A 21,859-nucleotide genomic window follows, 5' to 3' on the forward strand; every position below is an offset into this window, starting at 1 on the left:
TATAATTATATCATTGTCTTTAATCAGTTTTTAAAATTTTGAATTCTAACACTAAAGAGCAGGTGATAATTTTGAATGGCCTTTTATTGGGTTATACAAAAGAATTGGAAAAGAAACATATGAGTAAAAATACTATGGATGCATATGTAAGGGATATAGATAAATTTTATAACTTTATAAAGGATAGGAAGGAAAACATTGAGGAAGTAGAAATTATATCTATAATGGCATATGTACAATATCTTCAAAAGGCAGGCAAAGCTATTTCTTCAATAGTGAGAAATATTGTGTCTCTTAGAAATTTTTATAAATATCTGATGCTTAAGGGAATTGTAAATGAAAATCCGATTTTGTATTATCAAATTCCAAAAGTAGAACACAATGTGCCTGAAGTACTGACTATAGAAGAAGTAGACAAACTTCTTGATTCCCCAAGCTTAAGTACTGACAAAGGAATAAGGGATAAGGCCATGCTGGAGGTAATGTATGCTGCCGGAATGAAGGTAATGGAACTTTTAAGTTTGACTATATATGATATAGATTTAAAGCTGTCATATATAAAATGTAATAATTCCAGAAATAAAGAAAGAATAGTGCCTATAGGTTCTGTAGCTGTAAAATATTTAAAAAATTACTTAAATATAAGACCGGAATTAAATGTATACAATTTGGATATTTTATTTCTAAACTTAAAGGGAGTAAAAATGAGCCGTCAGGGGTTCTGGAAAATAGTAAAATATTATGCAAAAGAGTCTAAAATAGATAAAAATATAAATGCTTTTACCTTAAGGCATTCTTTTGCAGTACACTTGCTTCAAAATGGAGCTGATATTAAATCTGTACAGGAGCTTTTAGGGCATAAGGATTTATCTGCCACCCAGGTATATTCATCGGTTCTAAAAAGAAATAAAATTGCTGAGGTCTATAAAAAATCTCATCCCAGAGCATAGTGAAAACAGGGAAAAATACATCAGTATTAAATTTTTTTAATACTGATGTATTTTTTTATTGCATTTGTGTGATAATATTACTAATTTCGGGAAAAATATATTTTGAAGGAAGGAGAAAGGTAAAATGAAAAGAAAACAGAGGATTTCAATTTTAACAAGCATAATATTGAGTTCATTTCTTATAATGGATGTGTGTAACATATCTGTTAAAGCTGAACCTTTAACTAAATCAGATAAAGCAGAGATTAAGGCTATAAAATCGGATTTGAATGTGGATGCTAAGTCCGCATTGCTTATAGAACCCACAAGTGGTAAGGTAATATTTGAAAAAAATTCCCATGAAAAGCTGGAGCCAGCGTCTGTCACTAAAATAATGACTATGCTTTTAAGTATGGAAGCCGTGGATTCCGGAAAAATATCCCTGTCAGATAAAGTAACTGTCAGCGAAAATGCAAAAAAAATGGGTGGAAGCTCTATGCTGCTGGATACAGGGGAAGTTAGGACTGTAGAAGATTTGTTAAAGGGAATAGGAATAGCATCGGGAAATGACGCAGCAGTTGCTATGGCAGAATATTTAGGAGGCAGTGAAGAGGCATTTGCAGATCTTATGAATAAAAGGGCAGCACAGTTGGGAATGAAGGATACGGAATTTAAAAATTGTACGGGATTAAGTGAAGAAGGACATTATACTACTGCTTATGATATAGGAATTATGTCCAGGGAATTGTTAAAACATCCTACCATATTAAAGTATACGGGAACTTATATGGAAACCATATCCCAGGGTAGAAAAAGTCCTATAGAGTTGGTAAACCACAATAAGCTGGTCAGGTTTTTTAATGGCTGTGATGGATTGAAGACCGGGTTCACCAGTTCAGCAAAGTATTGTATATCGGCCACTTCCGTTAGAGATGGAGTGAGAATGCTTGCAATAGTGATGGGATCACCCACCTATAAAGTGAGAAATAAAGATGCAAGTATGCTTATGAACTATGGATTTTCAAAGTATTCTTCCAAAAATGTTTTTAAAAAGGAAAAAGATGTGGAAAGGGTTAATCTAAACAAAAAGGGAGATAGGTTTTTTATTGCTAAAGCCTCATCTGATTTAACCGTTGTAACTGAAAAGGGAAAGGACAATAAAATTACTTATAAATGTGTAATAGACAAGAGCAGAAAGAAATATGAAAGGGGAGAAAAAGTTGGGTATTGTGATGTATATGTAAATGGAGAACTTGCAGGCAAAGTTGATTTGCACAGTGATAGAAATGTGAAAAAACCAGGAATATTCGGGAATCTAAAAGATAATATCAGAAATGTTTTACCTCAGGGAATATAATGTATATGCTTTTAGTACAGGTAATATATAGTATAATAAAGGCAGAAAATTCAATTTGGGTTTTCTGCTTATTATATAAAAATTGTAGGAGAAAAATAAGATATGGATATTTTAAAGGCATTTACTTATAATGAGTTAGAGATTATAAACTCAATAAGAGATTTGTGCAGTTATAAGGGGATAAAGTGTTACATAGTTGGCGGTGCCGTTAGAGATGCTATTTTAGGGTACCGGATAAAAGATATTGACATATGTATGGATGGAAGTCCCGATAATATTTTAAATCAATTACAGGGATTAAAATATTGCCAGTATCATAGTAAGTTTCAAACAGCTTCACTGGTATTTAAAAATGGAGTCAGTATAGATTTAATAAGATGCAGGAAAGAATGCTATTCTAGAAATGGGGCACTGCCTACCATTTCACCCTCATATATACATGAGGATTTATATAGAAGGGATTTTACTGTAAATGCATTGGCCTATGATATTGAGAGGGAAGATATAATAGATATATATGGAGGTATGAAGGACTTAGAAAATAAGGTATTGAAAAAAATACATGCTAATAGTTACAGAGAGGATCCTACTAGGATATTTAGGGCTGTAAAATATGCTGTCAGATATGATTTTAAGTTGGAAGATAGATATGAGATAGAAAAATGTATTGATAAGGGTATATTTAATATCATAAGTAGTGATAGAATAATAAAAGAAATATATCTTTTGTGTGGTGAAGAGAAGTGGATAAAAAACATTTATCTGTGTAATGATTTGAAAATATTTAATATAGATAAACGTCCTTTGGAAAATAGAGATATGAATGGCATTGAAGGTAAAACATATAATTGTACAAGTATAGATATAAGAATTCTTAGGTTGTTTTACTCTCTGCGAGATGAAAAGTATACTCGAATATTAATTGAAAACTCAATTTTAGATAGGAAATTGAGAAGTACTATGAAATGTTTTAGTGAAAATTCTTATAAATTAGTTAATTTGCTGACAAATACAATGGAAAATTATAAATTATATACCATATTGGGAAAGGTAAATGATTATGGACTTATATTTTTAAGCTGGAACCCTAAATTGGAATATAAGATATATAATTACATTGACAATTTACGTAATTATAAGACTTCTTTAAATGGGGCTCACATAGTCTCTCAGGGAATAAAAGATGGAAAATCCATAGGAAGAATTTTAAAGCATATAATGAAAATTGAATTAAATGCTGGAATAAAATATGGACAAAAATATTTAGCTGAAAATTTAGGGGAGAATATCTAGATGTCTTTAAATATAAAAATAGAAAATTTTGAAGGTCCTTTTGATGTGCTGCTTCATCTTATAAAAAAAAATAAAATGAACATATATGATATAAAAATCTATGAAATTACAGAACAGTACCTAAAATATATAAATGATATGAGAGACATGGATTTGAACATAACATCTGAGTTCATAGTTATTGCAGCTTCACTTATAGAAATAAAGTCAAAAACTCTTCTCCCAAAAGTAAGCTTAGATGAAACTGATGAAAATGAGAAAGAAGATCCTAGAAAGGAATTAGTAGACAAGCTTCTTCAATATAAAAAATTTAAGATGGCAGCTGAATTTTTGAAAGGACGATGTAAAAATATAGGCAGAATGTATGGAAAAAAGCCAGAGATAATTGAGGTGAAGGGAAAAGATATATCAGAGATTTTAAAGGGAATAACTATGTTGGATATGTATGAGAATTATACAAGGCTGATGAAAGAATATGCAAGTAAATTTAATAATGAAACTGTATTGTATAAAAAGATACCTATGGATAAGTTTAAATTAGAAGATAAGATAATTTATATAAAGAATATTGTACGTAAAAAGAAAAAAGTCGAATTTTCAGCTATTATGAAAAATTGTCCTTTTAAAATAGAAAAGATAATTACATTTCTTGCACTTCTGGAACTCATAAAGCTTAAAATAATATTTGTAGTGCAAAGTGAAAATTTTAGTGAAATTTATATAGAAAGGGTAATTGAAAATGAAAAACAAAGATGATAAAAATACTTATGAAATTTTGGAGAAGAAGGTATTGTCAAGAAGCAGATATTTTTCCATAATAGAATCACTATTATTCGTTTCTGGAGAGGCTCTTCCTGTTAAGCAAATTGCACTAATAATAAAATGTAATGTAGAATTCACGAGAAATTTACTTAGTGAAATGATAGATTCATATAAAGAAGGCTGCAGAGGTATAAAAATTTTAAAAGATAATGACAGATATAGTCTGGTAACAAAATCTGAAAACAGCAGTTATGTTGAAAATCTGTTGGGAAATAACTCAAAACAATCTTTATCTCAAGCATCATTGGAAACTTTAACTATTATTGCATATAAACAGCCTATAACCAGAATAGATATAGATGAGATAAGAGGTGTAAAAAGTGATAAAGCTATATCCACTTTGATTGAAAAGAGACTTATAAAAGAAAATGGAAAGTTGAATGTTCCTGGAAGACCCATATTGTATGGTACTACAGAAGAATTTTTAAGGTATTTTGGACTTGAAAATGTAGACAATATTCCAAGTTTAGATTCTTTAATTGTATAACATTGGTTCAAGTATGAAGTAGCTCTAAAGTTAAGATGGCGTCTACTCATAGGGAATGTTCATATATCTGAATCTTGAAAGAGCTTATTCAACGTGGAAGCCATTGTCCCAGGGATATTTTAATCAATAGCAGCCTTGTAATAAAGTGATATTAAAACATAATTTTAATAAGTATGTTTTAATATCACTAAAAAATACGTCAGATATAGCAAGTTGTTTTAGGAAGGGTTGTCTTCGCTGTGATCTTTTTCCTCTTCATTTTCACTTTTTGTCCTGTGATAGGAGTCCTCCTTGTTTTTTTTACACTTGGAAGGCATCATTCCATGAAGTAAATCCATTATTTGAGGAATGGAATCCACTATTTTTTCACAGGTGTTATTTTGATTTAAAGACAGGAGTCTTACAGACTCGCCTTTTGTAACTAAAAAAGCTACAGGTTTTACTGTTACTCCCGCCCCTGAACCCCCGCCAAAAGGATAGTCGGGTTTAGATATGTCATCGTGCTGCAGATCAAACTCACTTCCACCGGATGCAAATCCAAAGGATACTTTTGAAATGGGTATTACGAGAGAGCCATCTTTTGATTCTACTGCATCTCCAACTATGGTGTTTACATCTATCATTTCCTTTAAATTTTCCATTGTGCTTTTTAATAAATTTTCTATAGGATGATTATCCACAAAAACTCCTCCTTATAAGTCTTAAATTAGTACTGTGCAGAATTTCCTGACATTGATTTGTTTAATTTTTTAAATTGGTTCTTATAACTAGATAATTTTATATATACATAGATAATTTTGACTAAACTCATATAAATTATACTGTTTACTTCTAGTTTAAAATAAAAATTATTAAAATCAGGTTTTATATGGAGATTATATTGTTTTACAAGAAATATTTTATTCAGCTTATTAAAGAGAAATGCTTTTAAGGATGACATGACACCGTACATCAATGCTGTATATGCAGCATCATTAAGACCATAGGCAAATTTTATATCCACTTTAATGGGGAACTTCATTTTTATCTCTTTGAAATTTTGCGATTTAAGTTTATTTATAAAAGAAAACAATCCATTATTTTTTGTGGAATTATTGGAAGAAGCTTCATCTTTATTTAAATTAAATTTATGTTTAATGTTTAAATTGTAAATTTTAATAGTAAATTTTTTATCGGCATATCTTATTTTTATTTTTAAAGGTATTGGAAGAAATAAAATAACAATAAATATTAAAATAAGTGATATAACCATGAATTTATTCCTCCAGTTTACAAGTATTCCAATCTCTAATAAGTATTACCTTAATAGCAAATTATATGCTGATTTAGAATAAGTTTTAATAGTAATATATTTATTTAAGGAAAAAATATTCATAATAGCTTATTCACTAGAGAAAGGGGTAATTTATAATAATTATGAGAACAAGAAAAATTTTTGTATATAGTATAATATTTTTTATTATTTTTAATATGTTTCCCAATAAAGTATTGTCTCAGGATGAAGATAAATCTTTTCAAAAACCTAATATAGATGCCAGGTGTGCTGTAGCAGTGGACAGCAATTCCAAAATACTGCTATATGAGAAAAATGCCTACGAGTTGGTTCCAATGGCAAGTACTACTAAAGTAATGACTACATTGGTGGCATTAAAATACGGAAGACTAGATAAAAAAATAAAAATTTCTACTAAAGCTGCAGGTGTAAAGGGATCCACGGCAGGCTACAAAAGTGGAGAAGAAATAACTCTAAGAGAACTTTTATATGGACTCATGCTGAGATCCGGCAATGATGCAGCTGTGGCCATTGCAGAGGAAATAGGAGGCAGCATAGAAGGCTTTGCCAAACTTATGAATGAGTATGCCGGTGAAATTGGAATATTAAATACCCACTTTGAAACTCCCCACGGACTTGACAGGGAAGAACACTATTCCACCGCCTATGATCTGGCTGTGGCCACTTCTGTAGCCAAGAAGAATCCCATATTCAGTGAAATTGTGAATTCAAGAGAGGTAGATGGAAAAGAAAAGGGATTTACCAGAAGTTATCACAATATAAATAAAATTCTCTGGGAAATTCCAGATGCAAATGGGGTTAAGACAGGGTATACGGGAAAGGCCGGAAAATGCCTGATAACTTCTGCACCTGTTCAGGGAAATGATGTTATAATAGTAGTTTTGAATTGTCCCAGGAGATGGAAAGAAACTGGCAGAATATATGAATATATAGATAAAAATTATGATTTTAAAAAATTATTTTCAAAGGGTGATATTGCTGCAGAGCTGAAAGTAAATAAAAAAGATTTAAAACTGAAATATGAAAATGATGTTATAATTCCCACAAAGAAAGAGAGCAAATATGTAACGAAAATTATAAAACCTAAGAAGATAAATTATACAGTAAATAAGGGGGAGCGGATAGGTATGATCTGCATATATGAAAATGGAAAAATAATATATAAAAATTCATTAATAGCCTCTGATACTGTAAAGATAAGAAGGTTTTTGGACTGGACTTTTTAAAAACAGCCATTAATTTGAACACAGCTCCATTAGACATACAGGGCATATTTCTGAGTTAATATTATGAAATATGTCCTTGTTTATCTATAGGTTAGAATAAATGGACAAACTGTTAATAAAATGTTACAATGTGTTTAAAAATTCTACATAGATTAGAGGCGGCAAAATAATGAGCAAGAAAAACATAATAAATTTATTTTTAGATTTTAGTATAATAGGAATTTTTATCTTAATGCCAATTTTAGGGAATACATCAATAAGCAGAGGAGGTGAAGTTAAAGCTTCCAGTATATATGATGATCTTGGGTTAAAGCCCACACTTCCACCTTTGGACACCCCCACGGGAAAAGTTACAAGTGATATAAAATATCCGGATAAATTGGAGACGGAATCCAATTTAGACAACCTGCTGAAATCTTCAGATTTAGTAAATTTAGATACCACCAGCAATGCGGATTTATTGGAGCGTGAATATTATAATGAAACTCAATACACCAACGAGTATTCAGTATATAATATAGATGTATCCAAATTGAATCTTGACGGGAAGATATATCATTACAGGTATAATTTTTCTCCCTATAAGATAGACGATGGTGAGAACCATGTGATAGATGAATTTGTTCAGGTAGTATGTATGTATATTGATGAAAATGGCCAAGTTGTTAGAGTATTTGACCAATTGTACTTTCAGGATGGCAGCAGAGCTGCAGCGGTATTAAGACAGGAAGATTCATATCAGGAGGATTTGAAACCATATTTAAGGCAGTATGTAACCAATAAGTTTACTTTGGATGAACCAATAGCCTATTTCCCTTCTGATGAGGATGTATATGAAAAGCTGGGTTCCTATATGATATCCAATAAGAGGCTGGCAGGTGATAATAGACTGGATACTTCCCTTAAAATAGCAAGTGAGTATGCACAAGCACAAGGTGGTGAATTTAATAATGCGGTTATATCCTATGGGTATAATTTTGCAGATGCACTGGCGGGCAGCACATTGGCCAAGAAACTGGACTGCCCTGTATTTTTGGTAAAGGACATGCAGGATAGTTTATTAACTTTAGATACAATAAGGGATAATATGTTAAAAGAAGGACATGTTTATATTCTGGGAGGCAGTGCAGTAGTACCTGATGAGTTTAAAGACTGGCTTGTCAAAAATGGCATAGATGCAACTCATATTATCCGTTATGGCGGTGCAAACAGAGAGGAAACGGCATCCAAAATAGCAGATGCAGTAAAGGCTCCAGAGGGTACACCTGTGGTTATTGCATCGGAAGAAAATTTTCCAGATGCATTATCCATATCACCTATTGCCGCATCAAAGGGATATCCTATACTCTTAACAAGACATGATGTCCTTCCAGAATATATTAAAGAGTATATTGTTAAACATAAACCCTCTAAAATTTATATTGCAGGTGGTACTGCTTCCGTTTCTGAGGATGTAGTTGATGAAGTTAAATCAACTTGTGGTTTGGAGGGTGATAGTATAAAGCGTCTGGCGGGAAGTGACAGATACGGAACATCTTTAGCCATAGCCAATGAATTTAAAGGTGAATTTACTAATGCAACTGTAGTCAGCGGCAATGATTATCCGGATGCCATTTCAGGCAGTGTACTTTCAGCAAAAAATAAATCTCCAATACTTTTGGTAAATGATGATTACAATCTTGAAACATATATTGATAGAGCACTTTTTGAAGGTGATTTAAATACATCTGTTATACATGATAATGATGTAAATATAGCACATATACAAAATTTTATTGCGGACAATAAAATTAAAAATATATATTTTTTAGGGGGAAAAGCTGTTTTATCACAATATACTGTGAATAAAATAGCGCTTCCTGAAGAATATGCCAGAGATTATCCTAAAATAATGAGAGTGGAAGGACTTGAATATTGCACACAGTGGGATGGTATGCCACTTGGAATTATGCCTCCAGGATTTTAATCCTTGTTTAATTAATGAATTTTACAGCAGAGGGAACAATTGATGAAGATCAAGTGTTCCCTAATTTTATTTTATTGTACATTTAACCGCAGTAAAATAAATTTTCTTTTTTTGAATCTTCAATTAAGGTGAATCTTTTAACAGGTTCAAAATTATTATTCTTTATGTTCTCAAGGGTATTTTTCAAAAACTTATCTCTGAATTTAAATTGGGAATTCAAAGTTAATTCTCCATGAATTATATAATCCATGTGCTCAGGAACACTGCTCAATACATAAGTGGGGAACAGATGGCTTATAGCTTTGTTTGTAAGAGCATATTCGTATATGGAGGCATCTACTATAATACCGTTGCAGATATTAAAACAATGGGCAAAACTTCTGCTGTAAGTCTCATTTATTCGTATATGTATTAACCCGTGCATTGCAGGAACATCCATATCCACATATCTGCACAATTGACGTATGAAAGAGGCGATTAGGGGTCCGTTGTTTAAGATCATGTATTTACCTATACAATATTCACATATGCTTTTTAAAAAGGTTTTTTCAAAGTTTTTCATCCATCTATTTTGTATAATGAATAACGCAGAGTTTTACATTATACTTTTTCCTTTCTGAATATTTTTGAATAATTTTTTAGAGGTTGTATTTCATAAATATATTATAATGTCTTTTTAAAATGAATGCTACATTGCTGCACTGGTGAAAATTATAAATAATGCAGCTCATATATTTTGCTCAAAATTAGTACAGTTATAAAAAAATTAATAATACAGGGCAAAATTTGTGATTTTTATGGTATAATATTATAAACGAAATAATGGGGGATAGACATTGTGAAAACGCTAACAAGCGGGTAAGGAGATGTCAAAAATGAAAAAAGTATCAGAAGGTGTTGTAATTGAAATAGAACAAGATTTTGCTAGGATCAGGGCAAGCAAACATGGAGATTGTAAAAGTTGTGGTTTGTGTGCAGGCGAGAATGCAACCATAGTTGATGCAAAAAATCCTGTTGGGGCCAAGCCAGGGCAGCATGTTATCTTTGAAGTAAAAGAGAAAAATATGCTGAAAGCTGCTTTTATTGTATATATTTTACCTCTTATTGCAATCTTTATAGGCGCATTATTGGGAACATGGATAGGGAATCGTATTGGACATTCAGAAAGAGCACTTCAAATAGGAGGTGGGGCAGTACTTTTTATTATATCATTATTGTATATAAAAATATTTGACAAATCTACAAGTAGAAATGATGCCATGAAACCTGTTATTAAACGTGTTTTATTTTAATAGTATTTGATTTTTAATATATTTGCTGGAGCATAAAATTATATAGCAGATTATGGAGTATAAAATTCGTAATTTGCTATATAAGCTATTTTTATATTTATTTTTTATCTATAAATAATATTTTTAAATTAAAAAATATTGAAAGAGGTGTTAGAGAGTGTTAAAAAGTTTTCGAGGTGGAGTGCATCCTAATGATAGTAAAAAGTATACAGCCAATAAGCCTATAGAAAAAGCACCTGTACCTGACAAGGTGTATATACCTGTAAGGCAGCATATTGGGGCACCTACATCTCCTATAGTAAAAAAGGGAGATGAAGTAAAAAAGGGGCAGCTTATTGCAAAAAGTGATGCTTTTGTTTCAGCCAATGTACATTCATCTGTTTCTGGAAAAGTTGTAGATGTGGCTGAATATCCACATCCGTCTTTTGGAAAATGTTTATCCATAGTCATTGAAAATGATGGAAAGGATGAATGGGTGGAAGGTATACCAGTTTCACGTAACTGGAGTGAGTTAACTGAAAAAGACATAATAGGCATAATAAGAGAAGCAGGTATTGTAGGAATGGGAGGAGCAACTTTCCCAGTCCATGTAAAGCTTTCACCACCGCCAAATAAGAATATAGATGTTTTCATTTTGAATGGGGCTGAATGTGAACCTTATTTAACCTCTGACTACAGATCAATGCTGGAATATGCTGATAGAATAGTATCAGGTGTTAAAATTATTATGAAGGTTTTGAAAGTGGAAAAAGGATTTATAGGTATTGAGGATAATAAAAAAGATGCTGTTGAAAATATGAAAAAGGCTTTTCAGGGAACTAATGTACAAGTTGTTGGTCTTCCAACTAAATACCCTCAAGGTGCTGAAAAAATGCTTATAAATGTTTTAACAGGCAGGGAAGTACCATCAGGAGGTCTTCCTATGGATGTAGGAGCAGTTGTTCAAAATGCAGGTACATGTATTGCAGTAAGTGATGCTGTAGAAAGGGGTATTCCTCTTATACAGAGAATTACAACTGTAAGCGGGGGTGCAATAAAGGAACCTAAAAACCTGCTGGTAAGAGTGGGGACCACATTTAAAGACGTTATTGATTTTTGCGGGGGCTTTACGGAAACTCCTGTCAAAGTACTTTCAGGGGGACCTATGATGGGAATGGCTGAGTCAAATCTTGATGTGCCTATAATAAAGGGAGTTTCAGGCATACTTGCATTGACTAAGAATGATGTAAATACCGGAGTGGAATCAGCCTGTATAAGATGCGGCCGATGTTTAAAAGCTTGTCCTATGGGATTGAATCCTAGTATGCTCAGTATTCTTGGACAAAATAATTTATATGAAGAAGCCAAAGAAGACTATAATCTTTTGGACTGTGTAGAATGTGGAAGCTGTGTATACACATGTCCTGCTAAGCGAAATATTGTACAATATATTAAATACCTAAAATCTGAAAATGCAGCTGCAGCAGCCAGGGAAAAGGCTAAGGCAGCTAAAGAGAAAGAGAAAGAAAAAGTTGTAAAATAATAAGGGAGTGATTTAAGGATGGCGGAAACACAAATAAAGAAAGATGTTTTTACAGTTTCAGCATCACCGCATATTCGCTGTGATGAATCTATTTCTAAAATAATGTGGAGTGTTAATTTAGCTTTGACTCCAGCTGCAATTTTTGGCATATATCATTTTGGACTACCGGCTTTAAAGGTAATTTTAACGGGAATAGTTTCTGCTGTAGTTACAGAATACTTTGTCCAGAAGGTTAGAAAAAAACCTGTGACTATTTCAGATGGAAGTGCCTTTTTAACAGGATTTTTGTTGGCCATGTGCCTGCCACCAGATATTCCACCTTATATGGTGGCTATAGGATCCTTTGTAGCAGTAGCAATAGCTAAACATTCCATGGGAGGTCTTGGTTACAACATATTCAACCCTGCCCATATTGGAAGGGCGGTACTTATGGCTTCATGGCCTGTAGCCATGACTACCTGGTCAAAATTGACTGCCAGCGGTGTAGATGCAGTAACCACTGCCACACCTCTTGGAATTTTAAAATTGGAAGGCTATTCAAAGCTGGTTGAAACTTTTGGCGGTACGGGAGCACTTTATAAAGCACTATTTTTGGGTACACGTAATGGCAGTATAGGTGAAACTTCTACTATATTACTTGTTTTGGGAGGAATTTTTCTTATATACAAACGATATATAAATTGGGAGATTCCCATAGTGATGATAGGTACTGTAGGAATACTTACATGGGCTTTTGGAGGAAATGCAGGATTTTTTACAGGAGATCCTATTTTTCACATGATGGCAGGGGGACTTGTAATTGGAGCCTTTTTTATGGCAACGGATATGGTAACTGTTCCTATGACCAATAAAGGGCAGATTATTTTTGCCCTAGGTGCAGGGGCGCTTACTTCGCTTATAAGGCTAAAAGGCGGATACCCCGAAGGAGTATGTTATTCCATATTGCTTATGAATGCAGTTACTCCTCTAATAGATAAATTTACACAACCTGTTAAATTTGGCGCAAGGAGGTAGGTTTTTATGGCTAAGGATAAAGATAAAGGTAGTATTTTTGCAATTACTAAGAATTTGACTATTACATGTTTTATATCTGGAATTATATTGGCTGGTATTTATTATGTGACAGCACCGGTAGCGGCACAAAAACAGATTCAAATAAAAAATGATACCATGAAGGTTTTAGTTAGTAATGCAGATGACTTTAAGACTGTAAACGGCAAGAAAGATTGGTATTCGGCTCAAAAGGGCAATAAGACAATTGCCTATGTAGTACCGGCTGTAACAAAAGGATATGGTGGAGATATAAATATGCTGGTAGCAGTTACTCCGGATGGAAAGGTCATAGACTTTAATATCATATCCCACAATGAAACCCCGGGACTTGGAGCTAATGCTTCCCAGGATTCCTTTAGAGGACAGTTTAAAGATAAAAAATCTGATAATTTGACAGTTACAAAAGATAAATCAAATAAGAAAAACATCCAGGCTATGACTGGAGCTACAATTACCTCAAGAGCTGTAACTAAAGGAGTTAAAGAAGCAGTTCAACAGGTTACTACGTTTACGGGAGGTAAGTAGATATGAAGGTATGGAATGTATTTAAAAAAGGATTAATTGCAGAAAATCCTATATTTGTTCTAGCCCTTAGTTTATGTCCGGCACTGGCTACTACCAGTACGGCTTTGAACGGACTTACAATGGGACTTTGTGTTTTATTTGTTATAACCTGTAATAACACTGTAGTGTCTGTAATTAAAAATGTTGTAAATCCTAAGGTCCGTGTACCTGTGTACATTACCTGTATAGCAACAATAGTTACAGCAGTTGAGCTTATAATGCAGGCCTATGCACCCTTACTCTATAAACAGCTTGGCATTTATCTGGCACTTGTAGTTGTATTTGCCATAATACTTGCTCGTGCAGAAGTATTTGCATCTAAGAATCCAGTAATACCGTCTTTCTTTGATGGACTTGGAATGGGATGTGGTTTTACACTGGCACTGCTTTTAATAGGTATAATACGTGAGTTGTTTGGTTCAGGTACTATATTTGGTATACATGTGATGTGGGCTTCCTATAATCCCATGATGATTATGATCCTTCCTCCGGGAGCATTTATACTCATAGGCTATTTGGTTGCTGTAGTAAAAGTTTATAACCAGCATGTAGAAGAAATTAAAATGGCCAAACTAGAAAAGGCAAATGGAGGTGAAGTATAATGGCTGCTTATTTTACTCTTTTTATAAGTGCGGTAATTGTAAATAATTATGTTTTGACAAGATTTTTGGGCCTTTGTATATTCTTTGGAGTTTCTAAAAACTTAAATGCTTCAGTGGGTATGGGTATGGCCGTTACTTCTGTTATAACATTGAGTTCAATGCTTGCATGGGTAGTATATCATTTTGTGCTTGTACCTTTTAATTTGACCTTTTTAAAAACAGTGGTATTTGTACTTCTTATAGCAAGCTTTGTACAACTTTTGGAAACTATTATTAAAAAGCAGGCTCCTGCACTGTATAATATGTGGGGAATATACCTCCTTTTAATAGCAACAAATTGTATTGTACTTGCTGTACCTCTTTTAAATGCTGATTCCAACTTTAACTTTTTGGAAAGTGTAGTTAATTCTATAGGCTCTGGATTAGGATTTGCCATGGCTATAATTTTAATGGCAAGCCTTAGGGAAAAATTGAGATTAGCAGATGTGCCTAAACCCCTGGAAGGGCTTGGAGTAGCTTTTATACTGGCGGGAATGTTAGCCCTGTCATTCTTGGGCTTTTCAGGTATGATTTCTCTATAGAAAGGAGATTATGATATATGTATACTGCAATTATGGTCGTAATCGTAATGACTATTATAGGTTGTGTGTTTGGAATTGTGTTAGCTTACGTAAACAAGAGGTTTGCTATGGAAGTAAATCCGCTTGTAGAACTTGTAGAAGATATACTTCCCAAGGGACAATGTGGAGGCTGCGGATTTGCAGGGTGCAAAGCTTATGCAGAAGCAGTTGTGCTGGATGAGAGCGTTCCTCCAAATCTTTGCGTCCCGGGTAAAGCAGCAGTTGCAGAACAGGTGGCAAAGCTAACTGGTAAATCTGCTCCGGCTATTGAACCTAGAGTTGCCCATGTAAGATGTGGCGGTGACTGTACAAAATCAGTTAGAAAATATGAATATAAAGGAATAAAAGACTGTACTGCAGCAAATTTGCTGCAGGGAGGGCCTAAAGCCTGTCAGTATGGATGCCTGGGTTTTGGAACTTGTGTAAAGAGTTGTCCTTTTGGTGCTATGGCCATGGGATCAAAAGGTCTGCCAATAATTGATATGGAAAAATGTACAGGTTGTGGAACTTGTGCCAGCGCATGTCCAAAACAAGTAATTGGATTCAGACCTGTGGGTTCAAAGGTTATGGTTAACTGTAATTCCAAGGATAAGGGTGGAGTTGTACGTAAATCATGCAGTGTAGGATGTCTTGGCTGCGGCCTGTGTGTAAAAAATTGTCCACATGGAGCCCTTAAAGTTGAGAACAATTTAGCAGCAGTAATAGATCATCATATTTGCATAGAAAAATGTACTGAAGCTACTTGTCTGGCTAAATGTCCTACAGGGGCTATTAAGTCTGTTGTAAGCGGCATAGATTTACAGGAACAGAGCAAAAAAGAAGCTGCAGCGAATGCATAATATTATTTATGAAAAAAGTTAAACTATAAAAGAGGCTGTCTCAAAATAAATTTTGAGACAGCCTCTTTTATAGTTAAGAACTGACAGCGGACAGTTAATGAGGATTTTCGGATTTCTAATTATAGGTATGTACAAATCTAATCGTTTAAATTTTTGAACATAGGGATTTTATACAAGTTGCTAACTAAGAACCTGGTACACCATCCTATAAAATATCCAGTGATTATGGCGGAGATCAAAAGCACAGGAAGATAAACGTATATTCTAAAATCCTGGATTATAATGGAGGCCACCAGTAATTGTCCAATATTGTGAAATATTGATCCGCATATACTTATGGTAGATAGGCTGAGGAAGTTTCTGAAATATTTGTATAAGATAATCATAACTATGTTGCTTAAAATTCCTCCTGCTATACTGAACATAAAAGCTGACATTGTTCCACCGAATATTGAACCCAGGAGTGTTCTCAAAAGCATTACTGTCAGGGCTTCTTTCCAGCCGAGAAGTATTAATGCGGCCAGAGAAACTGCATTTGCAAGCCCAAGCTTTATTCCTGGGAATAAAACAGGGATTTGAGACTCTATTATATATATAACTAAAGCTATGCCAGTTAGAAAACTTAAAAAGACCATTTTTTTTACTTTACCCATACCTGCACCTTTGCTTCTAAATCCATATGGATTTTAACTTGAAAGTTCATCATATTTTGAATTGTTTCCCTGTATATTAATTATAAGTTTATGAGGAAGACATACAATGTTTTCACCGGGTTTCGATATCCAGCCGGTTTTTACGCAGATTTTGTCAGGACAATCTGCATCTGCTATTCGTATTTTCCCTTTTTCAACTTCTACTAAATTAAAATGAGAGGTATTGTACTTTATTCTAAACTGTTGTTTGTCCTTTACTTTATCTAAATCTATGGTTTTTATGATTTTACCATCTTGTTTTATTACTGCTGTTTTATGAGAACCTTTAACATATAGCTTGTATGAAAAAACTCCAATGAAACTTGATATTATTAAAATCAATATTGCTATTGCAGCTATTTTATCACCCTTTTTCATTTCATTTCTCCCTGTATTTATATAATTATATTAGATTAACATAACAATCTCCTTATGATTTTACTATAATAAAAGACTATTTACAATGTTTTTGAAGTGGAAATTTCAAGACAACATAAGGTGACTAGTCAGGACTTTATGGTATAATATATATTGGTGATGTGAAAATTTAGGAGTAAAATCCTATTTGAATTTTAATATATAGGGGGTATTATTATGGATGAAAATTTAAAATGGGTAACTGATCAGAAAATCAAGAGAACCATGGAAAATTTAGAAAAAAACAATATGGAAGCTTATTTTGCAGATAGCAGGAAAGAAGTTATAGACAAGCTTAGTGAAATCCTAAAGGAAGGGGATACGGTTTCTGTAGGAGGTTCCATGTCTCTTTTTGAAACAGGTATAATTGATTTTTTAAGGAAGGGGAATTATAAATTTTTAGACAGGTATGCTGAAAATTTAAAACCTGAAGATATTAAGGATGTTTTCAGAAAGAGTTTTTTTGCAGATGATTATATAGTGAGTACAAATGCACTGACTGAAGATGGAGAACTCTATAATATAGATGGAAATGGAAATAGAGTGGCTGCAATGCTGTATGGTCCTGATAAGGTAATAGTTATTGCAGGAATAAATAAAATTGTGCTGAATTTAGATGAAGCCATAGACAGGGTTAAATATTGCGCGGCTCCAGCAAACGTGAAAAGATTGAATTTGGACAATCCCTGTACTAAATTGGGATATTGCGTGGATTGCAGCAGCAGAGGCAGAATATGCAATGAATATACATTGATAAAAAGACAGAACCACAAAGGAAGAATAAAAGTTATAATAGTAAATCAGGAATTGGGGTATTGATTTTATTGCAGGGACCTGTATTTTAAACAGGCCCTTTTAAAAGTGAAATGTTTTATATGAAGTTAAAATTCAAGATAACTGTTTCCGTCAAGGGGAATCAATACCTGAATTTCAGGAGGGCCTGACAAGTTACCCACCGAATATATGCTGTAAAATCTGTTAGGAGCCAATTGCACATTAGGTATATGGAGAACCCTGTTATGAGAATCGGAAGTGCTGATTTCCAGAGTATATACTCCGGGAGTCATAGGTATATATTGAGTGACTTCCTTATAAGATACATTTGGGAAAAGTATATTTCCATTGGATAATCCCAGATCCAGACTGGAGGAATCAGAAGTCAGGTTTACAAATCTTATAAGTGCCCTATTGGGAATTTTAGGACGGCGTATATCTTCTATAGGCAGTAGGTTTATATTGGGGTAATTGTCTACAGCAGCAATAGTAAATATTTTTTCAGCTGGTATGAATAAGTTTTTGTCTATAATTGGATTTTCAGTACTTCCTGTTGGGAAAACTCTTATGTTGTAAGTCCCATGGGGTATATCTACATAATCGGAAAAGGATTTATAGGCTAGATTTCTAAATAATAGACGCTCATTTAAATATACATCCACTGCAGGAGAATTGGGGCTGGCGTTTAAAAACCTTATATAGGAAACAGGGTTGATTTCAGGCATTCTATAAGAGCATCTATATGCAAAATAAGGACAAATGAACATTTTGCTCACCTTTCATTACATTTATACATTTATAATATATGTATATTGATACAGCTGTGATACAATAATATAAAATTAAAAAATAATAGGTTTAATAATTCTTAAAGATGTATTTACCCAGGTAGTATAGGTTTAAAGATATTGGAATTTTACTCATATCTATATAGTCCATGGGATAATTCCCATCCCAGGGATAAATGGACAGATATCTTTCATTATATACGTTAATAATAAGCTTTTCCTTATTAAAAGTAAAAGTAATTTTATAGGCAGTTTTATTGGGAAGATCTCTTGGCCTGTCTATGAAATTATTTTTTTTAAGAATTTTCAACATGCTTTTTATATCTGAAATATTTTTTTCCTTTAAGTCTGTTTCATCATGAAAATTACTTTCCTCTATAATACATTTTTTAGGGGAAGATAGGGTTAAATTCTGGGCAAGCAAATTTGTATAATAAAAATTATTTGGTTTATTGTAAGAAAGTATTGAATTATCTAATTTATAATTACATGCTATAAAAGAAAAGATAATAATTAATATGGTACTTAAAAGCAGAAAAAGTTTTTTCATCATATCACCTTCTATAGAGTACTATAAATAAAATTTATGTTTTTAATTTGAAGTTTATACCTTGCAGCAGGATAATTATTTAATGCAGTATATGAGCTGCAAAAATTAAGTATAAAATTGGAGTGTTACATATGAATTATAAAATTATTGCCATGGATATGGACGGTACGCTGTTGAATGATAAAAAATTTATATCTGCATATAATAAAGAGATGATAAGCAGGGCAGGCAAGTTAGGTGTAAAACTTGTAATGTCCACGGGAAGATTGCCTGAATCATTGAAGTTTTATTCTCACCAATTGTTTGAAAATCAACCTATGATATGCTGTAATGGGGCTCTTATATTGGATCAAAATAAAGAGATTATTAAGTCCATACCCATGGATAAAAGTGAAGTTTTAAAAGTTATAGATATTTTAAGAGAAGAAAAAGATACTTATTATCATTTTTATGATAACAATGTACTTTACTGTGAACAATTTAAATATTCCACAGAGAGGTTTTATGAATTTAATAGAAAAATAGATAAAAAATTTAGAATGGAGATAAGAATAATACCGGATTCTAAAAGGTTTATAAAAGATAATGGGGAAAATATAAACAAGCTGGTAGTTGTGGATCCCGATGTAAATTATCTGACAAGATTGAGAAGGAAAATAGATGGTATTCCTAAAATAGGCACCACAAAATCAAGTATTAACAATATTGAAATAATTAATAAAGAAGTTTCCAAGGGAAATGGATTGAAAATTTTAGCAGATTACTATAAAGTATCTGCCAGTGAATGTATAGCTGTGGGAAATGATGAAAATGATGAAAGCATGATTAAAGCTGCAGGACTTGGAGTAGCTGTAAACAACGCACGTCAAATATTGAAAGCAGCTGCAGATTATATTACAGAAAATGATAATAATCATGGTGCCATAGGAGAAATTATAAAAAAATTTATTTTATAGTATATGGCTTAAATTGGTTTATGTTTAAAGAGTTTCCTGTTAAAAAGCACAGAGACTTTGAATACTGAGGATATGAAAAATATGCCTATTGCTATGGAGCCTGCAATAGCTAGTGTCTTAAAGGCAATGGAAAGAGACTGGTTTATATTGCCCTGTACGTACTGCAGCATGGCGTTGTACATACTTCCTCCCGGAACCAATGGTATAATTGCACCTATGATAAAGGTGGTAACCGGAGTTTTTAGAACCCGGGCCATTATTTCAGAATAAGTGGATGCAAATACTGAAGCTATAAAAAAGCATAGTATGCTGGAGGAACCTATATAGAGGGAAGAAACTAGATACAAAAACCATGTCATGCCGCCCCCTAAGGCTGAAAATATCAAATTTTTTCCACGTACGTTGCCGATTATTCCAAAACATAAAGTTGCAATTAAAATATAGATAGAATTTATTATCATAATTAATTTCCCCCCAGAACGATCCATAACCGCATTATAACTCCCGTGCCTACTGCAATGGCAATGGCTACTAAAAATGCTTCAATTCCCCTTGAAATGCCGGATATCAAATCACCGGCTATGGTATCTCTTATGGCATTAGTTATTGAAAGACCAGGAACCAAAAGCATAATGGAACTTATTATTATAGTATCAGTATGAGAACCTATGTTAAAATGAACACTTATCAGTGCTATTAAAGTGGTAAGGGCACCGCATACTATATTTATAAAAAAATCATTTGCCTGAAGAAAGCTTAAGGATTTAGATGTAAGGCTCAGGAGGCATCCTATGGCAAATGACACTGCAAAGTCTCTTAGATTGCCTCCGAATACAAGAGAAAAGAAAGCTGCAGCTATTCCGGAAAACAATATAACTATCTTTGTGTCATATGGTCTGGAATATTGTATTTTGGATAATTTATTTTCCATTTCATCCAAAGTATAGGCCTCATCCCTTATATGTCTTGAAATATTATTCACCTGAGATATTTTTTCCAAGTTTAAAGTTCTCTGTTTCACCCTTTTTATAACTGATATGGTTTGACCATATTCGTCTGAAGCAGAGATTATAATTATGTTTAAAGTTACAAATGCATCTATGCTGGCTATATTATAATTATTGCTCATTCTAATTATGGTTTCTTCCACCCTGTATATTTCAGCACCGCTTTCCAGCATTATTTTTCCTGCATAGGCAGCTAAATTCACTATCCTGTTAATATCCATATTCCATCTCCATATATCAAAATAGTCCACTAAATTATTATATCATACACATTTGCCCCAGGAAATATTAAAAATATTTTAATATGATTGTGTAAATTAAAGTTATAAAGTAATATATTATTGAAGTCAACGGATTAAGTACAGCTTATTAAAAAATACCAGGTACAAATTAAACTGTCCACATATTTGTGGACAGTATTTTTTTAAGATGATGATATTTCAAGGTTCTTATGCATACAATTTATTAAAAATATAGCGAGGTTGGTTTTGTATGATAAAAAAAGGAAGTTTAATTGAAGTGGAAAACATGTGTTTTTTCAATGACAAAAAAACAGTGAAGATATTTTTAAGAGGCATTAATTTAAAAGATTGTGAACAAGGGGATGAGACGAAAATCATCATGAGCACGGGACATATAGTCAGCGGAACAGTTCCGGAAAGAAAATATTCTTATAACAGCTCCCGGATGTTAGGCAAAAATGTAAAGGAAATACTCTATATCAAGTGATTCCTGGGTGTACTGGAGTTCTGACTGTAAAGAAAATGCTTCTCATACCGCATCTGCATCTTAGAAAAACTTGTCCAGGA

Annotated in this window: 26 protein-coding genes; 17 read left to right on the forward strand and 9 right to left on the reverse strand. The window is 33.0% G+C overall.

The features are described from left to right. Positions 1-71: 71 nt before the first annotated feature. From xerD to scpB, 5 genes are all read left to right on the forward strand, one after another. Entirely contained in the window at positions 72-950 is an 879-nt protein-coding gene (gene xerD, locus ACYUJ6_RS06350) for a site-specific tyrosine recombinase XerD (RefSeq protein WP_461844991.1), read from the forward strand. A 124-nt stretch (positions 951-1,074) separates the two neighbouring features. Beyond that, entirely contained in the window at positions 1,075-2,286 is a 1,212-nt protein-coding gene (locus tag ACYUJ6_RS06355; protein ID WP_461844992.1) for a D-alanyl-D-alanine carboxypeptidase family protein, read from the forward strand. 102 nt (positions 2,287-2,388) lie between these two features. Next, positions 2,389-3,579 carry a tRNA nucleotidyltransferase/poly(A) polymerase family protein gene (locus ACYUJ6_RS06360; protein ID WP_461844993.1) on the forward strand — a complete coding sequence of 397 codons (1,191 nt, stop codon included), beginning with the start codon at positions 2,389-2,391 and terminating at the stop codon, positions 3,577-3,579. Then, on the forward strand, positions 3,580-4,335 hold the full coding sequence (locus ACYUJ6_RS06365; protein WP_461844994.1) for a segregation/condensation protein A: 756 nt from the start codon (positions 3,580-3,582) through the stop codon (positions 4,333-4,335). It begins immediately after the preceding gene. Then, a complete protein-coding gene (gene scpB / locus ACYUJ6_RS06370) occupies positions 4,319-4,888 on the forward strand; it encodes an SMC-Scp complex subunit ScpB (protein ID WP_461844995.1) in 570 nt (189 codons plus the stop codon). The genes ACYUJ6_RS06365 and scpB overlap by 17 nt, the downstream gene beginning before the upstream one ends. Before the next feature lie 218 nt (positions 4,889-5,106). Here the strand turns inward: scpB and ytfJ are convergent, their stop codons facing one another. Together ytfJ and ACYUJ6_RS06380 are read right to left on the reverse strand one after the other, a co-directional pair. Beyond that, positions 5,107-5,568: a GerW family sporulation protein gene (gene ytfJ, locus ACYUJ6_RS06375; RefSeq protein ID WP_461844996.1), complete on the reverse strand. Its 462-nt coding sequence runs from the start codon at positions 5,566-5,568 to the stop codon at positions 5,107-5,109. Between the two features lie 26 nt (positions 5,569-5,594). After that, the gene (locus tag ACYUJ6_RS06380; protein ID WP_461844997.1) at positions 5,595-6,140 is read right to left on the reverse strand and encodes a DUF2953 domain-containing protein; all 546 of its coding nucleotides are present in this window, start codon (positions 6,138-6,140) and stop codon (positions 5,595-5,597) included. A 164-nt stretch (positions 6,141-6,304) separates the two neighbouring features. On the opposite strand from ACYUJ6_RS06380, the gene ACYUJ6_RS06385 reads away from it, so the two are divergent. After that, on the forward strand, positions 6,305-7,408 hold the full coding sequence (locus ACYUJ6_RS06385) for a D-alanyl-D-alanine carboxypeptidase family protein (protein WP_461844998.1): 1,104 nt from the start codon (positions 6,305-6,307) through the stop codon (positions 7,406-7,408). A 169-nt stretch (positions 7,409-7,577) separates the two neighbouring features. Continuing rightward, a complete protein-coding gene (locus ACYUJ6_RS06390; RefSeq protein ID WP_461844999.1) occupies positions 7,578-9,374 on the forward strand; it encodes a cell wall-binding repeat-containing protein in 1,797 nt (598 codons plus the stop codon). A gap of 82 nt (positions 9,375-9,456) precedes the next feature. On the opposite strand, the gene ACYUJ6_RS06395 is transcribed toward ACYUJ6_RS06390, so the two are convergent. After that, positions 9,457-9,936, reverse strand: coding sequence for a hypothetical protein (locus ACYUJ6_RS06395; protein ID WP_461845000.1), 480 nt, complete (start codon positions 9,934-9,936; stop codon positions 9,457-9,459). A 313-nt stretch (positions 9,937-10,249) separates the two neighbouring features. Here ACYUJ6_RS06395 and ACYUJ6_RS06400 point away from each other — a divergent pair, with 313 nt between their 5' ends. The 7 genes from ACYUJ6_RS06400 (at position 10,250) to rnfB (ending at position 15,866) form a co-directional block, all read left to right on the forward strand. Beyond that, on the forward strand, positions 10,250-10,666 hold the full coding sequence (locus ACYUJ6_RS06400; protein WP_461845001.1) for a SoxR reducing system RseC family protein: 417 nt from the start codon (positions 10,250-10,252) through the stop codon (positions 10,664-10,666). 157 nt (positions 10,667-10,823) lie between these two features. Then, entirely contained in the window at positions 10,824-12,188 is a 1,365-nt protein-coding gene (gene rsxC, locus ACYUJ6_RS06405) for an electron transport complex subunit RsxC (protein ID WP_461845002.1), read from the forward strand. An 18-nt stretch (positions 12,189-12,206) separates the two neighbouring features. Continuing rightward, on the forward strand, positions 12,207-13,202 hold the full coding sequence (locus ACYUJ6_RS06410) for an RnfABCDGE type electron transport complex subunit D (protein WP_461845003.1): 996 nt from the start codon (positions 12,207-12,209) through the stop codon (positions 13,200-13,202). A 6-nt stretch (positions 13,203-13,208) separates the two neighbouring features. Then, on the forward strand, positions 13,209-13,766 hold the full coding sequence (locus ACYUJ6_RS06415) for an RnfABCDGE type electron transport complex subunit G (protein ID WP_461845004.1): 558 nt from the start codon (positions 13,209-13,211) through the stop codon (positions 13,764-13,766). A gap of 2 nt (positions 13,767-13,768) precedes the next feature. Then, positions 13,769-14,407 carry an electron transport complex subunit RsxE gene (gene rsxE, locus ACYUJ6_RS06420; RefSeq protein WP_461845005.1) on the forward strand — a complete coding sequence of 213 codons (639 nt, stop codon included), beginning with the start codon at positions 13,769-13,771 and terminating at the stop codon, positions 14,405-14,407. Continuing rightward, a complete protein-coding gene (locus ACYUJ6_RS06425; protein ID WP_461845006.1) occupies positions 14,407-14,988 on the forward strand; it encodes an electron transport complex protein RnfA in 582 nt (193 codons plus the stop codon). Before rsxE ends, ACYUJ6_RS06425 begins: the two co-directional genes overlap by 1 nt. A gap of 17 nt (positions 14,989-15,005) precedes the next feature. Next, a complete protein-coding gene (gene rnfB / locus ACYUJ6_RS06430) occupies positions 15,006-15,866 on the forward strand; it encodes an RnfABCDGE type electron transport complex subunit B (protein ID WP_461845007.1) in 861 nt (286 codons plus the stop codon). Positions 15,867-16,003: 137 nt separating this feature from the next. Here the strand turns inward: rnfB and ACYUJ6_RS06435 are convergent, their stop codons facing one another. Together ACYUJ6_RS06435 and ACYUJ6_RS06440 are read right to left on the reverse strand one after the other, a co-directional pair. Next, positions 16,004-16,519: a Gx transporter family protein gene (locus ACYUJ6_RS06435; RefSeq protein ID WP_461845008.1), complete on the reverse strand. Its 516-nt coding sequence runs from the start codon at positions 16,517-16,519 to the stop codon at positions 16,004-16,006. A 33-nt stretch (positions 16,520-16,552) separates the two neighbouring features. Continuing rightward, on the reverse strand, positions 16,553-16,936 hold the full coding sequence (locus tag ACYUJ6_RS06440; RefSeq protein WP_461845009.1) for a NusG domain II-containing protein: 384 nt from the start codon (positions 16,934-16,936) through the stop codon (positions 16,553-16,555). Positions 16,937-17,152: 216 nt separating this feature from the next. Between ACYUJ6_RS06440 and ACYUJ6_RS06445 the strand changes: the two genes are divergently transcribed. Continuing rightward, complete coding sequence (locus tag ACYUJ6_RS06445; RefSeq protein ID WP_461845010.1) at positions 17,153-17,794, forward strand: lactate utilization protein; 642 nt, start codon at positions 17,153-17,155, stop codon at positions 17,792-17,794. Between the two features lie 62 nt (positions 17,795-17,856). Here the strand turns inward: ACYUJ6_RS06445 and ACYUJ6_RS06450 are convergent, their stop codons facing one another. Next, on the reverse strand, positions 17,857-18,516 hold the full coding sequence (locus ACYUJ6_RS06450) for a DUF4397 domain-containing protein (protein WP_461845011.1): 660 nt from the start codon (positions 18,514-18,516) through the stop codon (positions 17,857-17,859). A gap of 91 nt (positions 18,517-18,607) precedes the next feature. Beyond that, on the reverse strand, positions 18,608-19,087 hold the full coding sequence (locus ACYUJ6_RS06455; protein ID WP_461845012.1) for a DUF4883 family protein: 480 nt from the start codon (positions 19,085-19,087) through the stop codon (positions 18,608-18,610). Between the two features lie 131 nt (positions 19,088-19,218). On the opposite strand from ACYUJ6_RS06455, the gene ACYUJ6_RS06460 reads away from it, so the two are divergent. Beyond that, the gene (locus ACYUJ6_RS06460; RefSeq protein ID WP_461845013.1) at positions 19,219-20,043 is read left to right on the forward strand and encodes a Cof-type HAD-IIB family hydrolase; all 825 of its coding nucleotides are present in this window, start codon (positions 19,219-19,221) and stop codon (positions 20,041-20,043) included. Between the two features lie 8 nt (positions 20,044-20,051). Here the strand turns inward: ACYUJ6_RS06460 and ACYUJ6_RS06465 are convergent, their stop codons facing one another. Beyond that, positions 20,052-20,504, reverse strand: coding sequence for a threonine/serine exporter family protein (locus ACYUJ6_RS06465; RefSeq protein WP_461845014.1), 453 nt, complete (start codon positions 20,502-20,504; stop codon positions 20,052-20,054). 2 nt (positions 20,505-20,506) lie between these two features. Next, positions 20,507-21,271: a threonine/serine exporter family protein gene (locus tag ACYUJ6_RS06470; protein WP_461845015.1), complete on the reverse strand. Its 765-nt coding sequence runs from the start codon at positions 21,269-21,271 to the stop codon at positions 20,507-20,509. Between the two features lie 271 nt (positions 21,272-21,542). On the opposite strand from ACYUJ6_RS06470, the gene ACYUJ6_RS06475 reads away from it, so the two are divergent. Continuing rightward, positions 21,543-21,779, forward strand: a complete 237-nt coding sequence (locus ACYUJ6_RS06475) for a hypothetical protein (protein WP_461845016.1) — start codon at positions 21,543-21,545, stop codon at positions 21,777-21,779. Positions 21,780-21,859 lie beyond the last annotated feature (80 nt).

The organism is Clostridium sp. JNZ X4-2, assembly GCF_054889485.1.

Coding starts and splice junctions, on each gene's coding strand:
- ACYUJ6_RS06435 (WP_461845008.1), bottom strand. CDS start 16,519: ATGGGTAAAGTAAAAAAAATGGTCTTTTTAAGTTTTCTAACTGGCATA.
- ACYUJ6_RS06410 (WP_461845003.1), top strand. CDS start 12,207: ATGGCGGAAACACAAATAAAGAAAGATGTTTTTACAGTTTCAGCATCA.
- ACYUJ6_RS06390 (WP_461844999.1), top strand. CDS start 7,578: ATGAGCAAGAAAAACATAATAAATTTATTTTTAGATTTTAGTATAATA.
- scpB (WP_461844995.1), top strand. CDS start 4,319: ATGAAAAACAAAGATGATAAAAATACTTATGAAATTTTGGAGAAGAAG.
- ACYUJ6_RS06460 (WP_461845013.1), top strand. CDS start 19,219: ATGAATTATAAAATTATTGCCATGGATATGGACGGTACGCTGTTGAAT.
- ACYUJ6_RS06395 (WP_461845000.1), bottom strand. CDS start 9,936: ATGAAAAACTTTGAAAAAACCTTTTTAAAAAGCATATGTGAATATTGT.
- rnfB (WP_461845007.1), top strand. CDS start 15,006: ATGTATACTGCAATTATGGTCGTAATCGTAATGACTATTATAGGTTGT.
- ACYUJ6_RS06415 (WP_461845004.1), top strand. CDS start 13,209: ATGGCTAAGGATAAAGATAAAGGTAGTATTTTTGCAATTACTAAGAAT.
- ACYUJ6_RS06380 (WP_461844997.1), bottom strand. CDS start 6,140: ATGGTTATATCACTTATTTTAATATTTATTGTTATTTTATTTCTTCCA.
- ACYUJ6_RS06385 (WP_461844998.1), top strand. CDS start 6,305: ATGAGAACAAGAAAAATTTTTGTATATAGTATAATATTTTTTATTATT.
- ACYUJ6_RS06400 (WP_461845001.1), top strand. CDS start 10,250: ATGAAAAAAGTATCAGAAGGTGTTGTAATTGAAATAGAACAAGATTTT.
- ACYUJ6_RS06360 (WP_461844993.1), top strand. CDS start 2,389: ATGGATATTTTAAAGGCATTTACTTATAATGAGTTAGAGATTATAAAC.
- ACYUJ6_RS06470 (WP_461845015.1), bottom strand. CDS start 21,271: ATGGATATTAACAGGATAGTGAATTTAGCTGCCTATGCAGGAAAAATA.
- ACYUJ6_RS06355 (WP_461844992.1), top strand. CDS start 1,075: ATGAAAAGAAAACAGAGGATTTCAATTTTAACAAGCATAATATTGAGT.
- ACYUJ6_RS06365 (WP_461844994.1), top strand. CDS start 3,580: ATGTCTTTAAATATAAAAATAGAAAATTTTGAAGGTCCTTTTGATGTG.
- ACYUJ6_RS06445 (WP_461845010.1), top strand. CDS start 17,153: ATGGATGAAAATTTAAAATGGGTAACTGATCAGAAAATCAAGAGAACC.
- ACYUJ6_RS06475 (WP_461845016.1), top strand. CDS start 21,543: ATGATAAAAAAAGGAAGTTTAATTGAAGTGGAAAACATGTGTTTTTTC.
- ACYUJ6_RS06455 (WP_461845012.1), bottom strand. CDS start 19,087: ATGAAAAAACTTTTTCTGCTTTTAAGTACCATATTAATTATTATCTTT.
- ACYUJ6_RS06465 (WP_461845014.1), bottom strand. CDS start 20,504: ATGATAATAAATTCTATCTATATTTTAATTGCAACTTTATGTTTTGGA.
- ACYUJ6_RS06425 (WP_461845006.1), top strand. CDS start 14,407: ATGGCTGCTTATTTTACTCTTTTTATAAGTGCGGTAATTGTAAATAAT.
- rsxE (WP_461845005.1), top strand. CDS start 13,769: ATGAAGGTATGGAATGTATTTAAAAAAGGATTAATTGCAGAAAATCCT.
- ACYUJ6_RS06440 (WP_461845009.1), bottom strand. CDS start 16,936: ATGAAAAAGGGTGATAAAATAGCTGCAATAGCAATATTGATTTTAATA.
- ACYUJ6_RS06450 (WP_461845011.1), bottom strand. CDS start 18,516: ATGTTCATTTGTCCTTATTTTGCATATAGATGCTCTTATAGAATGCCT.